Below are 14916 nucleotides of genomic sequence, written 5' to 3'. Positions count from 1 at the left end.
GCGCGGCGCACGCGGCCGCCACCGCCCGGCGCCGGCGCACCAGTCGGCGCGAGGGCACCGGCACCGCGCCCGGCCGTGAGACCGGTGCGAGGGCGCGCCCTCGGCGTCCTCCTCTCCCGGCGCGGCGAGTTCCGTCCGGATACAGGAACCGGATACAGGAAGGGGGAGGGCCGTCGGCGGCCGTCAGCGCGGTGCGCCGGCCGGTCCCTCCAGCCCGGCCGGATCTCCGTCCGGCATCCCGGCCACCTGCTCCTTCGTCGCGGCCACCGGCCGCGGGCCGGGACGGCGCGGCCGGACCCAGAGGGCGTGGACGCCCGCGAGGAGGGCCAGCCACACGGCGCCGACGACCAGGGCGACCCGTGTGCTCTCGTGGAAGCCGAGCAACACCATGACCGCGGCCATGAAGACGATGGCGGCGATCTGGCCGTAGGGCCAGAAGGGGGCGGGGAACTTCAGGGACGCCGCCTCGGCGGCGGACATCGCCCTCCGTGCCCTCACATGGGTGAGCAGGATCATCAGCCACACCCAGACGGTGGCGAACGTCGCGATCGAGGAGATGACCAGAAAGATCCGGCCGGGCATGAGGACGTTCATCAGCACGCCGAGCAGCAGGGCCCCGATCATGACGAGGGTGGTCACCCACGGCACGCCGTTGCGGGTGACCCGCAGCATCACCGCGGGACCCTGCCGCCGCTCCGCCAGGCCGAACATCGTGCGGCCCGCGGCGAAGATGTCGCTGTTGATCGCCGACAGGGCGGCGGTCAGCACGACCAGGTTCAGCACGGCGGCCGCCGACTTGAGCCCGACACCGGCGAAGATCTCGACGAAGGGGCTGCCGGAGGAGTCGATGTCCTGCCAGGGCGTGATCGACATGATCACCGCGAGCGTCAGGACGTAGAAGAGGATGATCCGCAGCGGGATCGAGTTGACCGCGCTCGGGATGGTCTTCTCCGGGGACTGAGCCTCACCCGCCGTGACACCGATGATCTCCGTGCCGCCGAAGGCGAACATCACGACGGCGAAGGAGAGGACGAAACCGTCGATGCCGTTCGCGAAGAAGCCCCCGTTGCTCCACAGGTTCGACAGACCGACGTGACCGTCGCCGTCGCCGAGGCCGAAGGCGATTACGCAGACGCCGGCGGCAATCATCGCGACGATCGCGACGATCTTGACCAGGGAGAGCCAGAACTCCAGCTCGCCGAAGACCTTCACGCTGACGAGGTTGAGCGCGCCGATGAGGAGCACGGCGGCCAGCACCCAGATCCAGCGCGGCACGCCGGGGAACCAGAAACCCATGTAGACGCCGACCGCGGTGATGTCCGCCACGCAGACGATGACCATTTCGAAGGCGTACGTCCAGCCCGTGGTGAACCCGGCGAGCGGACCGAGGTGCCGGGTCGCGTACTCGCCGAAGGATCCGGCGCTCGGGGAGGCCACGGCCATCTCGCCGAGGGACCGCAACACGAGGAAGACGGCGGCCCCGCCGACCAGATAGGCCAGGAGGACCGCGGGGCCGCCGGCCTTGATGGACTCGGAGGAGCCGTAGAAGAGCCCCGTGCCGATGGCGGAGCCGAGGGCGATGAAGCGGATGTGCCGGGAACGGAGCCCTCTGCTCAGGCCGGCGGTGTCGGTACGCAAAACGAGTGTCTCCCTCTTCGGGGTGTGCGCCGGAAGGCAGGACGGAGCCAGGCCCGTCTCGGCTGCGCCGGTCCGTCGTCCGAACTCCCGGCGGCGGACGGCTGCCTGTATATTCCTGCCTATACAGGAGCGTCAAGAGGTGGCCCGATGAGTGAACGCGAGTCGACGCCGGGCGGGTCGTCGTCATCGAGCGCGTCACCGGCGGTCGGCCGGGCGCTGGACATGCTGGTGTATCTCGCCGGGCGCCCCGGACTGGTGCGGGCCGCGACGCTCGCCCGGGACCTGGGCATTCCGCGCTCGTCGGCGTACCACATCCTCACCGTCCTGGCCGACCGCGGCTTCGTCACCTACGTGCCGGCGGAGCGCGCGTACGGGCTGGGCGTCACCTCCTTCGAGGTGGGCTCCGCCTATCTGCGCCACGAGCCCCTGGAGCGGCTCGCCCAGCCCATCCTGCGCACCCTCGCGAGCCGTCTCGGCCAGACGGTGCACCTGGGGATCCTGCACGGCGCGGAGACGGTCTACCTGCTCAAGGAACGGCCGCCCGCGGGCCGGGCCGGTGACATCGACATCGCCCTGGTCACCGACATCGGCGTACGCCTGCCGGCCCACCTCACGGCCAACGGGCGCGCCATCCTCGCCCACACCTCCGAGGCACAGCTGCGGGCGCTCTTCCCCCGGCCCGGCGACCTGACCACCCGCACGGGCAGGGGGCCGCGGACGCTGCCGGGGCTGATCGGCGAGCTGGCCCGGGAGCGGGAGCGCGGCTGGTCACAGGAGGTCGAACTGGTCACCCAGGGGTTCTGCTCGATGGGAGTGGCGGCCTTCGACCACAACGGGCGGCCCGTCGCGGCGATCAGCAGCACCTGGCGCCGCCACCACTGCCGGCACGACACGGACGAGGTGCGGAACATCCTGCGGCGGGGCGCCGCGCGGCTGACCGCCGCCGTCTCGGGCCACGCGCCGCCGCGGGGGACGGGAGCGGCGGCCGCCTGACGTCAGTGCGTGGCGAACGCGCCCTCGAGACGGTACCGGGAGCCGGGGTGCAGCAGCCGCGCGATGCTGACCAGCGCGTCCCGCGACCAGGTGCGGCGGTGGATCAGCAGGCACGGCTCGGACGGCGCGATGCCGAGGATCGCGCACTCCTCCGGCGAGGCCAGCACCGCTTCGACGATGTGCTCCCCCCTGCCCAGCGGCGCGACCTTGGACAGGAACGCGAACGGCGTCTGCCGGGTGAAGTCCTGCTCCAGATAGCCGGGCGCGAAGGCCGGATTGACGTAGCGGTCCTCCAGCTGGAGCGCCACGCCGTCCTCGTAGTGCACCACCCGTGAGTGGAAGACCGGCCGTCCCTCGCCGAGACCGAGGTGCGTGCCGGTCTTCTCGTCGGCCCGCTCCTCGCGCACGGACAGCACCCGCGCCTCGTACCGGTGGCCCCGGCGGCCCACCTCCTCGGCGATGTTGTGCACCTCCAGCAGCGCGGAGCTGGCCTTTGCCGGGGCGACGAAGCTGCCCACCCCCATGACCCGCCGGATGACGCCCTCGGCGGCCAGCTCGCGCAGGGCACGGTTGACCGTCATACGGGACAGGCCGAGCGCCTCGACGAACTGACTCTCCGACGGCAGGGCGTCGTCCGCACGCCAGTGGCCGTCCGCGATCTGCCGGGCGACGAGGTCCTTGACGCGCTGGTAGGCCGGAGCGGTACCGGCCGTGCGCCGCTCGTACAGCCGGCCGAGCTCCGCTGGATCCACGACCAAGCCGCCCACCGTCCTCGCCATCCGCTCCACTGCCGCCTCGTACCCGACCCGAATCCTAAGGGAGAGCCTCTCCGGGCCCTCCTCCCGAAGGGGCCCGGTGTCACGGGAGGCGGGGAAGGGTCTCGGATCCGAGAAAGGCGGGGGGCGCCGCTGGCTCCGCGTCCGCCGCTGCCGTGTCATGGCGGGGCAACTGCTCGATCCCTCTGTGAGGAGTGCACATGACCAGCGTTTCCGAAGCACCGGGCGCCGTCCGGGCCCCGCGCGGCACCGAACTGAACTGCCTCGGCTGGCAGCAGGAAGCCGCCCTGCGGATGCTCATGAACAACCTCGACCCCGAGGTCGCCGAGCACCCCGAGGACCTCGTCGTCTACGGCGGCACCGGCAAGGCCGCCCGCAACCGCGAGGCGTACGACGCCATCGTCCGTACGCTGAAGACGCTCAAGGACGACGAGACGCTGCTGGTGCAGTCCGGCAAGCCCGTCGGCGTGATGCGCACCAGCGAGTGGGCGCCGCGCGTGCTGCTGGCCAACTCCAACCTGGTCGGGGACTGGGCCAACTGGGAGGAGTTCCGCTCGCTGGAGGCGCGGGGCCTGATGATGTACGGCCAGATGACGGCCGGTTCCTGGATCTACATCGGCAGCCAGGGCATCCTCCAGGGCACCTACGAGACCTTCGGCGCCGTCGCCCGCAAGAAGTTCGGCGGCAGCCTGGCCGGCACCATCACCCTCACCGCCGGCCTCGGCGGCATGGGCGGCGCCCAGCCGCTGGCCGTCACCATGAACGACGGCGTGGCCCTCTGCGTCGACGTCGACCCGACGCGCATCGAGCGCCGCATCGCCCACCGCTACCTCGACGTCGCCGCCGACGACCTGGACCACGCCCTCCGCCTCGCCGTCGAGGCCCGCGACGCCCGCAGGCCGCTCTCCATCGGCCTGCTCGGCAACGCCGCCGAGGTCTTCCCCGAACTGCTGCGGCGGGGCGCGCCCATCGACATCGTCACCGACCAGACCAGCGCCCACGACCCGCTGTCCTACCTCCCCGTCGGCGTGAGCGTCGAGGAGTGGCACGAGCAGGCCCGCAAGGACCCCGAGGGCTTCACCGAGCGCTCCCGCGCGTCCATGGCCAAGCACGTCGAGGCCATGGTCGGCTTCCTCGACGCCGGCGCCGAGGTCTTCGACTACGGCAACTCGATCCGCGACGAGGCCCGCAAGGCCGGCTACCAGCGGGCGTTCGACTTCCCCGGCTTCGTGCCCGCCCACATCCGGCCGCTGTTCGAGGAGGGCCTCGGCCCCTTCCGCTGGGCCGCCCTCTCCGGCGACCCGAAGGACATCGAGGCCACCGACAAGGCCATCATGGAGCTCTTCCCGGAGAACGAGCACCTGCACCGCTGGCTGAAGATGGCCGGCGAGCGGGTGGCGTTCGAGGGCCTGCCCGCCCGGATCTGCTGGCTGGGCTACGGCGAGCGGCACCGCGCCGGTCTGCGCTTCAACGAGATGGTCGCCTCCGGCGAACTGTCCGCCCCCATCGTCATCGGCCGCGACCACCTCGACTCCGGCTCCGTCGCCTCGCCCTACCGCGAGACCGAGTCGATGCTCGACGGCTCCGACGCCATCGCCGACTGGCCCCTGCTCAACGCCCTGGTGAACACCGCCTCCGGTGCCTCCTGGGTCTCCATCCACCACGGCGGCGGCGTCGGCATGGGCCGCTCCATCCACGCCGGCCAGGTCTGCGTCGCCGACGGCACCGAACTCGCCGCCCGCAAGCTCGCCCGCGTCCTGACCAACGACCCGGGCATGGGCGTCATCCGGCACGTCGACGCCGGGTACGAGCACGCCGCCTCGGTGGCCAGGGAGCGCGGCGTGCGCATCCCGATGACGGAGACCGAGGACGGCGCGGCGTGAGTGTCGTGACCCATCAGGAAGCCCCGCACCCGCGCACGGACGTCCCCGCCACACCGTGGACCGGGCGGGACGACGGCCCCGGTGCCGAGAACCTGCGCTGGCACCACGCCGTTCACCTCGATCCGGAGCGGGCGGCGCCGGGAGACGTCGCCTTCGTCGGCTTCCGCAGCGACGAGGGCGTACGCCGCAACAAGGGCCGGCCGGGCGCCGCGGCCGGCCCGGACGCCCTGCGCCGCGCCCTCGCGTCGATGGCCCTGCCCCAGCCGCTGCGCGCGCTCGACGTCGGCGACGTCGAGGTCGCCGGGGACGGCGAGGACGCCCTGGAAGCGGGGCAGCAGCGCCTGGGAGGTGTGGTCGCCGCGCTCGTCGACCGCGGTCACCCGGTGTTCGTGCTGGGCGGCGGCCACGAGGTCGCGTACGGCAGCTACAGCGGACTGGAGCGGACGCGGGCGCTGCGGGAGGGCGGCCGTCCGGGGGTGCTGAACCTCGACGCGCACTTCGACCTGCGCGACGACATCCGGCCCAGCTCCGGCACGCCCTTCCTCCAGATCGCGCAGAGCGCGGAGCGGCACGGCCGGGACGTCAACTACTGGGTGCTGGGCGTCAGCCAGCCGAGCAACACCCAGCGGCTGTTCCACACCGCGGACAGGCTCGGCGTGCGCTATCTGCCGGACACCGAGTGCGGCCCGCTGGACCTGGCGCGCACCGAGGCGTTCGTCGACGAGTTCCTCGCGAGCTGCGACCTCGTGCATCTGAGCATCGACCTCGACGTGCTCCCCGCCGCGGTCGCGCCGGGCGTCAGCGCCCCCGCCGCCTACGGGGTGCCGATGGACGTCATCGAGCGCGTCTGCCACCGGGTGGCGGCCAGCGGCAAGCTGGCGGTCTGCGACATCGCCGAGCTGAACCCCCGGTTCGACGTGGACCAGCGCACGGCCCGCGCCGGCGCCCGCCTGATCCACCGCATGGCGACCGCCCGGATGTGACACCCCCGGCGGGCGGCGCCCGCCCCCGAACAGGTCGCCAGGCCGCGCGAGCGACGAAAGCCGCGGCCTGGCGACCGCGGCTTTTCTCGACGACGGCACGGGCCGCCCGGTCCGGCGGCCCGTGCCGTCGCCCCGGCGCGCCGTTCCATCACGCCGAGGTCGATGGCCGGCCCGCCGAGCGGCCTCGCGCTCCGTAACGGCGTCACCGGAGAAGGCGAGGGGCTCGCGTGACGCCGCCCCTGCCCCGGTGACGCCACCCGCGGCGGACCCTCACCGGGGCCGCCGCGACCGGGGGACACGGCGCGCCCGAACGCGTCCGGCATCCGGCCGGGGACGGCCGCGCCCTCCCGGGCCCGCGCGGGCCCGGGAGGGCGGGGGAGGACGGTTCGGTCAGACCAGCGGGCCGGTGACCGCCTCCGCGGCGGCCACGGCGCGGCCGGAGGTGACGTACTGGACGGTCGCCTCGATCTCGGGGGCGAGCCAGCGGTCCGTGCCGGGTCCGTCGACCGTCTCGCGCAGCCCGTCGCGCACCGCCGCCGTGGCCGGTCCCGGCGTCAGCGGGGCCCGCAGGTCGAGGGCGCGGGCGGCGGTGTAGAGCTCCACGGCGAGGACGCGGCCGAGTCCGTCGAGGGCGCGGCGCAGCTTGCGGGCGGCGGACCAGCCCATGGAGACGTGGTCCTCCTGCATGGCGCTGGAGGGGATCGAGTCGACGGAGGCCGGTACGGCGAGCCGCTTGAGCTCGGAGACGATCGCGGCCTGCGTGTACTGCGCGATCATATGGCCGGAGTCGACACCGGGGTCGTCGGCCAGGAAGGCGTTGAGGCCGCGGTTGCGGGCGGGGTCGAGGAACCGGTCCGTGCGGCGCTCGGAGATCGAGGCGACGTCGGCGACCGAGATGGCCAGGAAGTCGAGCACGGCGGCGACCGGGGCGCCGTGGAAGTTGCCGTTGCTCTCCACCCGTCCGTCGAGGGTGACGACGGGGTTGTCGACGGCGCTGGCCAGCTCACGGGAGGCGACCAGCTCGGCGTGGGCGAGGGTGTCGCGGGCCGTGCCATGGACCTGCGGCGTGCAGCGCAGCGAGTACGCGTCCTGGACGCGGGTGCACTCCGGGCCCTTGTGGCTGGCGACGATCGCCGAGTCGGCGAGCAGGGAGCGCAGATTGGCGGCGCTGTCCGCCTGGCCCGGGTGCGGGCGCAGCGCCTGCAAGTCGGCGGCGAACACGGCGTCGGTGCCGAGCTGGCCCTCGACGCTCATCGCGGCGGCGATGTCGGCCGTGCGCAGCAGGCGGCGCAGGTCGTGGGCGGCGAGGACGAGCATGCCGAGCATGCCGTCGGTGCCGTTGATGAGGGCGAGGCCCTCCTTCTCCTCCAGGACGACCGGGGTGATGCCCGCCTCGGCGAGCGCCTCGGCGGCGGGCTTGCGCACGCCGTCGGCGGTGCGCACCTCGCCCTCGCCCATGACGGCCAGCGCGCAGTGCGCGAGGGGGGCCAGGTCGCCGGAGCAGCCGAGGGAGCCGTACTCGTGGACGACCGGGGTGATGCCGGCGTTCAGCAGCGCGGCGTAGGCCTTAGCGGTCTGTGTCCGTACGCCCGTACGGCCCGTGGCGAGGGTGGACAGGCGCAGGAGCATCAGCGCGCGGACGACCTCACGCTCCACCTCGGGACCCGAGCCCGCGGCGTGGGAACGCACCAGGCTGCGCTGGAGCTGGGCGCGCAGCTCGGTGGGGATGTGGCGGGTGGCCAGTGCCCCGAAACCGGTCGAGACGCCGTAGTGGGGCTTGGCGTCGTCGGCGAGGGCTTGGACGACCTCGCGACTGCGGGCGATTTCCTTCAGCGCCTCCGGGGCGAGGGCCACGGGGGTCCCGAGACGGGCAACGGACACGACTTCGCCGGCGGAGAGCGGGCCGACACCAACAACAACGGTCATGCTTCTATGAAGCCGCAGGCCGGCCGCGTCCGCGAGATCATCCGCACGGGAAGTGTCTGGTATCCCAGACGAGTCAGTCTGGGATACCAGACACTGGGTTTACGCCTCCACTGGTCTACGCTCGGCCCATGAGTATCGTCCCGGCCGCCGCCCAGGTGCTGGCCGTGCTGCGCTACCTGGCGCGGCAGGCCGCTCCCGTGCCCGCGGCCGCCATCAGCCGCGATGTGGGTCTGCCCCGTTCGACGACGTACCACCTGCTCGACACCCTCGCCGCGGACGGGTTCGTCGTCCACCTGCCGGAGGAGCGGCGTTACGGCCTCGGCGTCAGCGCCTTCGAACTGGCCTCCGGGTATCAGCGCCAGGCGCCGTTCCAGCGGCTGGCGCGGGCGCCGCTGGCGATGCTCGTGGACCGCACCGGGCACAACGCGAACCTCGCCGTGCTGCACGGCCGTGAGGTCATCTACGTCATCGAGGAGCGTGCCCCGGGCCGGCCGCCGCTGGTCAGCGAGGTGGGGGTGCGGCTGCCGGCCCACCTGACCGCCAGCGGCCGGGCGGTGCTGGCCCTGCTGCCGCCCGCGCAGGTGCGCGCCATCTTCCCGGACCGGTCGGCGTTCGTGCAGCGGCACGGCGTGGGTCCCACGTCGCTGACGGCACTGCGCGGTCTGCTGGCCCAGGTGCGGCGCCGCGGCTACGCGACGGAGGAGGGCGAGGTGACCCCGGGTCTGTCCTCCGTCGCCGCGCCCGTGCTGGACCACCACGCCCACCCGATCGCCGGGGTCTCCGTCACCTTCCCCGGTGAGTCGGCCGACGAGGCGGAACGCGACCGGATCGCGGGGCACGTGGCGCAGACGGCCCGGGAGCTGACCCGCCGGGTGGGCGGCGTCACCCCGGCGCGGCGCTGACGGACCTCCGGGCCGGTCGCGGTCCGGTCCTCGGCACCAGCACATGACCAGTGGGACTTCGGCCGTTCACCTCGGTGGCCAGAACGCGGACGGGCGTCCCGCCGCGTCCCGGCCGATCGCCTCGGCCGGCGACCGGGCGAGAAGCGTACGATCGTACGCTCTTCGCGTGTACGATCCTGCGCATGCCGACGGACTACTTCGCGGATGACCCCCGTACGAACCTGGAGCGCATGCTGGCGGGCGACCTCTACATCGCCGACGACCCCGAGATCGCCCGGCGCCACCAGAACGCCGTACGCCTGGCCGCCCGCTACCAGGCCGTCTACGCCGAGGACGCGGAGGCCGCTCGGCCGCTCCTCGCCGAACTGCTCGGCTCGCTGGGCGACGAGGCGCATGTGCGGCCGCCGCTGTACGTCGACTACGGCAGCAACATCACGATCGGCGCGCGCACCTTCGTCAACTACCACCTCACCGCACTGGACGTCGCGACCATCACCATCGGCGAGGACTGCCAGATCGGTCCCAACGTCCAGCTGCTCACCCCCACCCACCCCCTGGAGCCGCGACCGCGGCGGGACAAGCTGGAGGCCGCCCGGCCGATCGTCATCGGCGACAACGTCTGGCTCGGCGGCGGCGCCATCGTCCTGCCCGGCGTGACCATCGGCGACAACTCCGTCATCGGCGCGGGCGCCGTCGTCACCAAGGACATCCCCGCGAACGTCGTCGCCGTCGGCAACCCGGCCCGGCCGGTCCGGGACCTGTGACGGTACCGCCATGGCCACCGGGCACACCGACCCTCAGCGCCGCGCGCGCATCGTCGCCGCCACCCTCGACCTCATCGCCGAGGAGGGCGTCGCGGGTGTCTCCCACCGCAAGATCGCCGCACGCGCGGACGTGCCGCTGGGGTCGATGACCTACCACTTCGACGGCATCGACGACCTGCTCCGCGAGGCGTTCCGCCACTTCACCGGGCACATCGTCGCCCTGTTCGACGCGTATCTCGCACCCGCGGCCGACCCCGACCAGGCCAGAGCCGCGGTGGCCGACCTCATCCACACACTGTCCGGGGGGAGCGGGCGCGACCTCGTCCTGACCCAGGAGCTGTACACCCTCGCCGCCCGCCGGCCCGCCTACCGGGAACTCACCCAGGAATGGATGGCACACAGCCGCACCCACCTGGAAAGACACTTCGACCCCGGCACCGCCCGTCAGCTGGACGCCCTCATCGAGGGCCTGACACTGCACCGCGCCCTGGCCCAGGAACCCCACGACCGCGCCCTCACCCTGGAGGCCGTCACCCGCATCACCGGCGGCGACAGGCTCTAGCTGTGCTGTCCCGGGACGCTGGTGACACGCGTGCTGGGTGCTTGAACGGGTGAGGGCCTTCTGGGTCCGGTGTGGATGGCGGCATCCACCACCTTCGAGCGGGTGCTCACACCTGCCTTGCCGAACCGCCGGAAGGGGTCTCTCGCGCCCCGCGTGGTGTGCCGCGCCGCACGGGGGAGGACGGCGTGTCCGAACGTACGGCGTACCGCCCGCGGGACGAGCGGAGTCAGCCGGCGTCGCCCGCCGGGGCCGTGTCGTCTTCCCGGTCGTCCGGCTTCACGAGGGTGTACATCACGGAACCCTCCTCCTTCTGGCGCCGGATGCGCCCCTTGGCGACCAGGGATTCCAGGGTGTTCCGTACCACCTGGGGTGTCGGGTTGCGGTCCGGGTGCTTCTCCAGGAGCTCCTCCCGCAGGTCCTTCGCCAGGCGAGGCTCGTCGTACTGGGCGAGAAGGGCCGCCAAGAGGTCACCGAGCAGAGGCTGGCGGGTCTTCCCCTTCGCACCCTTTTTCGCCGTGCCGCGCGCGGGAGCGGCCTTGGCCGCCGCCGAACGCCGCGAAGTGGCTTTGCCGGGCGTCCGCTTCGCCTTCGCGGCGACGGGTTCGTCCCGCGCCTGCTCGGGCAGACGCGGTGTGTCCGCGAAGCCCTTGTACTGCTCCGCGAGGTTCAGGATGTCCGACAGGAGGGCTTCCTCCTGCTTCAACACCGCGATCTTCTCCGCCAGTTCCTGCTGAAGTCGACGGTTCTTCTCCAGGTCCGACGCGGCCTGTTCTACGTACCGCGCGCGCAGTGTGGCGGGTGATTCGGTGGTCACGGCCGTTCACTCCCTTGATATGGATGTTGTCGCGCATGGTACACATGTCGAGGGCCGTGCAGATAAGTGTCGACGCCGGACGGTTCGCCGGACGTTTCTCTCTTCGCCCGAGAGCGGACCACCGTCCCGCGTGACAGGTGTCTGCACATGTCGGCGGGTCAGGCCGTGAGGGGTCCGGTCTCCTTGAGGGTTCCGTCGGCGAGCCTCAGCCAGCGGTCGACCCCGATCGCGGCGAGGAACCGCTCGTCGTGACTGATCACCATGAAGGCGCCCTGGTAGGAGTTGAGCGCGCTTTCCAGCTGGCCCGCGCTGACCAGGTCGAGGTTGTTGGTCGGTTCGTCGAGCAGCAGCAGATGAGGGGCCGGTTCGGCGCACAGCACGCAGGCCAGGGTGGCGCGCAGTCGTTCCCCGCCGGAGAGCACCCCGGCGGGGAGGTGCGCCCTGGGGCCCCGGAAGAGGAAGCGGGCGAGCAGGTTCATCCGCTCCGCCTCGGGCCGCTCCGGTGCGAAGGCGGCGAAGTTCTCCGCCACGGTGCGGTCCAGGTCCAGCAGGTCCAGGCGCTGGGAGAGGTAGGCGATGCGGCCGTCGTTGCGCTTGACCTCCCCGCTGTCCGGGGCGAGATCACCGGTGATCAGACGCATCAGGGTGGTCTTGCCGGCGCCGTTGGGCCCGGTCAGCGCGATGCGTTCGGGGCCCCGGACGGTCAGGTCGACGCCGCCCTCCGCGAAGACCGGGCTGCCGCCGAGGCGGACCTGCATCCCCTCGCCGAGGAAGAGGTTGCGCCCGGCGGGCACCCGGGTGCCGGGCAGCTCCAGGGTGAGGCGCTGCTCCTCGCGCAGTGCGCGTCCGGCCTCGTCGAGCCGGGCCTTGGCCTCGCTGACCCGGGCCGCGTGCGTCTGGCCGGCCCGGCCCGCGGACTCCTGCGCGCCCCGCTTCATGGCGCCGGCGAAGATCCTGGGCAGGCCCGCGTTCTTGAGGTTGCGGGCCGCGTTGCTCGCGCGGCGCTCGGCGCGTTCGCGGGCCTGCTGCATCTCCCGCTTCTCCCGCTTCAGTTCCTGCTCGGCGTTGCGGACGTTCTTCTCGGCGGCCTCCTGTTCGGCGCGCACGGCCTCTTCGTACTCGGTGAAGTTGCCGCCGTACCAGCGCAGTTCGTCGCCGGTGAGTTCGGCGATGCGTTCCATGCGGTCGAGCAGCGCGCGGTCGTGGCTGACCAGCAGCAGGCAGCCGTTGAAGTCCGTGAGCACGTCGTAGAGCTGGTGCCGGGCCTCCAGGTCGAGGTTGTTGGTGGGCTCGTCGAGCAGCAGCACGTCGGGGCGCTTGAGCAGTTGGGCGGCGAGTCCGAGGGAGACGACCTGCCCGCCGCTGAGTGTGCTCAGGCTGCGGTCCAGGGCGAGGCCGGCCAGGCCGAGACGGTCGAGCTGGGCGCGGGTGCGCTCCTCGATGTCCCAGTCGTCGCCGATGGTGGTGAAGTGCTCCTCGCTGACGTCGCCGGACTCGACGGCGTCCAGGGCGCGGATCACCGCGGCGACGCCGAGCACCTCGGCGACGGTGAGATCGCCGGTCAGGGGGAGGCTCTGCGGGAGGTAGCCCAGCGTCCCGTCGACCGACACCGAGCCGGTGGCGGGCCTGAGTTCCCCGGCGATCAGCTTGAGCAGCGTGCTCTTGCCGGAGCCGTTGGGGGCGACCAGGCCCGTACGGCCGCTGGTCACGGTGAAGGAGAGATCGCGGAAGACCGGGGTGTCGTCGGGCCAGGCGAAGGAGAGGTTCGAGCAGACGATGGCGGTGTCGGACATGGAGGTGACCTCGAAGGATCGAGGGCAGACAGAGCTCTGCCCTGGGCAGTGTGGGAAAGGGGACGACGAACGGGCCACCTCGGCAGTGCTCCTGAGCACCGGCCGGCGGCCTGTCAGATCCGGGTCTCACCCGGAGATGTCGTCTTCACCTGCCACGACTGCCGCTCCTCGATCACAGGGGTCGGGTCACTGGTATCTTAGCAGACGTTTCTCCTGTCCGGTGCCGGCCGGTCCGTCCGCACGGGCGGTCGTCCGGGTTCATACGTGTGTGTGCGCCGGACGTGTCGCGCGGGGACCGCCCAGCCCGCCCTGGACGTCGTTCACGTTCCGCTCCGCCGCCCGCTGCCCCACGGCCGTGCCGTCGCCGTGCGAGCCGCGGGGCGCGGACGCGCCGCCGGTGCGAGGGCACGCCCGGGTGCGGGCCGCCGCGGCCGCGGGCGCGTACCGTCAGGCGGCGCGGTAGCGCACGGGAAGGGACAGGACGCCGCGGATGATTCCCGAGCCGATCCACTCGAGGGAGTCCACCGGGGCGGCGAGTTCCAGTTCGGGGAGGCGGGAGAGCAGGGTGCGCAGGGCGATGGCCGTCTCCAGCCGGGCGAGGGGGGCGCCCAGGCAGTAGTGGATGCCGTGTCCGAAGGCCAGGTGACGGGGGCTCGGCCGGGTCACGTCCAGCAGGGTGGGGTCGGTGCCCACGGTCTGCGGGGCGTCGTGCCCGGCCGATCCGAGAGCGACGACGATCATGCCGCCGCGGGGGATCGGCACGCCGCCCAGCGTCAGATCCTGCGCGGCGTAGCGGCTGGTGGAACGCTCGACCGAGGTGTCGTAGCGCAAGAACTCCTCCACCGCGCCGGGCATCAGCTCGGGCCGTTCGCGCAGCAGCCCGAGCTGGTCGGGGTGTCGCAGCAGGGCCAGCACGGCGTTGCCCAGCAGGTTCACCGTGCTCTCGTGGCCGGCGACGACCAGCATCATGGCCGTGCCCACCAGCTCCTCCTCGGAGAGCCTGCCGTCCTCCTCGTCGCGCACGGCGACCAGGGCGGACAGCAGGTCGTCCTGGGGGTGGCGTCGTTTGTCCGCGATGAGGCCGGCCAGCAGCCCGTGGAGGCCGGCCAGGGCCGGGCGGTGCTCGGGCGAGGCCACTTGGAGTGCCCGAGCCGACCAGCGGCGGAAGTCCAGGTGGTGCTCCCGCGGGATGCCGAGGAGTTCGGCGATGACCGTGGCGGGCAGCGGGGCGTTGAACGCCTCGACGAGGTCGAGTTCGCCCGACGGCGGCATGGCGTCGATCAGGTCGTGGGCGATCCGCTCGATGCGGGGCGCCAGTTCGGCGGTACGGCGTGGTGTGAAGGCGGCCGAGGCCAGCCGGCGCAGACGGGTGTGCTCGGGCGGGTCGGCCTCCATCATCTGCGCCCCCAGTCCGACCTTGGGCTGGTGGAGGACGTAACCGGCGGCGGCCAGGGCCTCGGCGGCGGGGGTGGCGTCCTTGAGCAGGGCGGGGTGGGTCAGCGCCTCCCGGGCCAGGTCGTGACCGACGACCACCCAGCCTTTCAGGCCCAGGTGGAACTCGGCCGGGTGGATGGGGCCGGACTGCCGCAGCCGGGCGTACCGGGCGGGGGCGTCCGCCTTGAAGGCGGGATCGATGACCACTCTGCCGTTCTCGTACGGGCATCGCTCGGGGGTGCTCATGGTGCGTCTCTCCCGTTTCCGGCGGTCTCGTGCCCTCCGTGGTGTACCAGGGGGCACGGTGCGTCGTCAGGCGAACGAGCCGGGCCCCCTGGAAGTTCGGCTCTCCGCGCGCAATCCCTCGCGGACCGTCCGTCGGCGGAACCGGGCCGGGCCCGCCGTGCCACCCGACGGGCCGACGCCTGGCCACCACGTCTGACCGGAA

Annotated in this window: 12 protein-coding genes; 6 read left to right on the top strand and 6 right to left on the bottom strand. The window is 72.6% G+C overall.

Going from position 1 to position 14916, the window contains the following annotated elements:
* Nucleotides 1-183: 183 nt before the first annotated feature.
* Nucleotides 184-1638, bottom strand: a complete 1455-nt coding sequence (locus AB0L74_RS21400; protein ID WP_365654464.1) for an amino acid permease — start codon at nt 1636-1638, stop codon at nt 184-186.
* Between the two features lie 147 nt (nt 1639-1785).
* Here AB0L74_RS21400 and AB0L74_RS21395 point away from each other — a divergent pair, with 147 nt between their 5' ends.
* Entirely contained in the window at nt 1786-2631 is an 846-nt protein-coding gene (locus AB0L74_RS21395) for an IclR family transcriptional regulator (RefSeq protein WP_365654462.1), read from the top strand.
* 2 nt (nt 2632-2633) lie between these two features.
* On the opposite strand, the gene hutC is transcribed toward AB0L74_RS21395, so the two are convergent.
* Complete coding sequence (gene hutC / locus AB0L74_RS21390) at nt 2634-3383, bottom strand: histidine utilization repressor (protein WP_365654568.1); 750 nt, start codon at nt 3381-3383, stop codon at nt 2634-2636.
* A gap of 224 nt (nt 3384-3607) precedes the next feature.
* On the opposite strand from hutC, the gene hutU reads away from it, so the two are divergent.
* Complete coding sequence (gene hutU, locus AB0L74_RS21385; RefSeq protein WP_365654459.1) at nt 3608-5290, top strand: urocanate hydratase; 1683 nt, start codon at nt 3608-3610, stop codon at nt 5288-5290.
* Entirely contained in the window at nt 5287-6273 is a 987-nt protein-coding gene (hutG, locus tag AB0L74_RS21380; RefSeq protein WP_365654456.1) for a formimidoylglutamase, read from the top strand. The genes hutU and hutG overlap by 4 nt, the downstream gene beginning before the upstream one ends.
* A gap of 390 nt (nt 6274-6663) precedes the next feature.
* Here hutG and hutH read toward each other — a convergent pair whose 3' ends face one another.
* The gene (gene hutH, locus AB0L74_RS21375) at nt 6664-8199 is read right to left on the bottom strand and encodes a histidine ammonia-lyase (protein WP_365654453.1); all 1536 of its coding nucleotides are present in this window, start codon (nt 8197-8199) and stop codon (nt 6664-6666) included.
* Between the two features lie 128 nt (nt 8200-8327).
* Here hutH and AB0L74_RS21370 point away from each other — a divergent pair, with 128 nt between their 5' ends.
* The 3 genes from AB0L74_RS21370 to AB0L74_RS21360 all read left to right on the top strand — a co-directional run bounded on the left by AB0L74_RS21370 (nt 8328) and on the right by AB0L74_RS21360 (nt 10427).
* Nucleotides 8328-9101 (top strand): IclR family transcriptional regulator, encoded by a 774-nt coding sequence (locus AB0L74_RS21370; RefSeq protein ID WP_365654450.1) that lies wholly within the window; start codon nt 8328-8330, stop codon nt 9099-9101.
* A gap of 182 nt (nt 9102-9283) precedes the next feature.
* On the top strand, nt 9284-9865 hold the full coding sequence (locus AB0L74_RS21365; protein ID WP_365654447.1) for a sugar O-acetyltransferase: 582 nt from the start codon (nt 9284-9286) through the stop codon (nt 9863-9865).
* 10 nt (nt 9866-9875) lie between these two features.
* Nucleotides 9876-10427, top strand: a complete 552-nt coding sequence (locus AB0L74_RS21360; protein ID WP_365654444.1) for a TetR family transcriptional regulator — start codon at nt 9876-9878, stop codon at nt 10425-10427.
* A 226-nt stretch (nt 10428-10653) separates the two neighbouring features.
* On the opposite strand, the gene AB0L74_RS21355 is transcribed toward AB0L74_RS21360, so the two are convergent.
* The 3 genes from AB0L74_RS21355 to AB0L74_RS21345 form a co-directional block, all read right to left on the bottom strand.
* Nucleotides 10654-11241 carry a hypothetical protein gene (locus AB0L74_RS21355; RefSeq protein WP_365654442.1) on the bottom strand — a complete coding sequence of 196 codons (588 nt, stop codon included), beginning with the start codon at nt 11239-11241 and terminating at the stop codon, nt 10654-10656.
* A gap of 158 nt (nt 11242-11399) precedes the next feature.
* Complete coding sequence (gene abc-f, locus AB0L74_RS21350; RefSeq protein ID WP_365654439.1) at nt 11400-13034, bottom strand: ribosomal protection-like ABC-F family protein; 1635 nt, start codon at nt 13032-13034, stop codon at nt 11400-11402.
* 447 nt (nt 13035-13481) lie between these two features.
* Nucleotides 13482-14714, bottom strand: coding sequence for a cytochrome P450 (locus AB0L74_RS21345; RefSeq protein WP_365654436.1), 1233 nt, complete (start codon nt 14712-14714; stop codon nt 13482-13484).
* Between the last annotated feature and the right edge of the window lie 202 nt (nt 14715-14916).

The organism is Streptomyces sp. NPDC052020, assembly GCF_040680575.1.
Lineage (GTDB): Bacteria > Actinomycetota > Actinomycetes > Streptomycetales > Streptomycetaceae > Streptomyces.
Note: the sequence above shows the minus strand (reverse complement) of the source record. Positions and strands in the feature narration are given on the sequence as shown.

Coding starts and splice junctions, on each gene's coding strand:
- abc-f (WP_365654439.1), bottom strand. CDS start 13,034: ATGTCCGACACCGCCATCGTCTGCTCGAACCTCTCCTTCGCCTGGCCC.
- AB0L74_RS21365 (WP_365654447.1), top strand. CDS start 9,284: ATGCCGACGGACTACTTCGCGGATGACCCCCGTACGAACCTGGAGCGC.
- AB0L74_RS21345 (WP_365654436.1), bottom strand. CDS start 14,714: ATGAGCACCCCCGAGCGATGCCCGTACGAGAACGGCAGAGTGGTCATC.
- AB0L74_RS21360 (WP_365654444.1), top strand. CDS start 9,876: ATGGCCACCGGGCACACCGACCCTCAGCGCCGCGCGCGCATCGTCGCC.
- AB0L74_RS21370 (WP_365654450.1), top strand. CDS start 8,328: ATGAGTATCGTCCCGGCCGCCGCCCAGGTGCTGGCCGTGCTGCGCTAC.
- AB0L74_RS21395 (WP_365654462.1), top strand. CDS start 1,786: ATGAGTGAACGCGAGTCGACGCCGGGCGGGTCGTCGTCATCGAGCGCG.
- hutU (WP_365654459.1), top strand. CDS start 3,608: ATGACCAGCGTTTCCGAAGCACCGGGCGCCGTCCGGGCCCCGCGCGGC.
- hutH (WP_365654453.1), bottom strand. CDS start 8,199: ATGACCGTTGTTGTTGGTGTCGGCCCGCTCTCCGCCGGCGAAGTCGTG.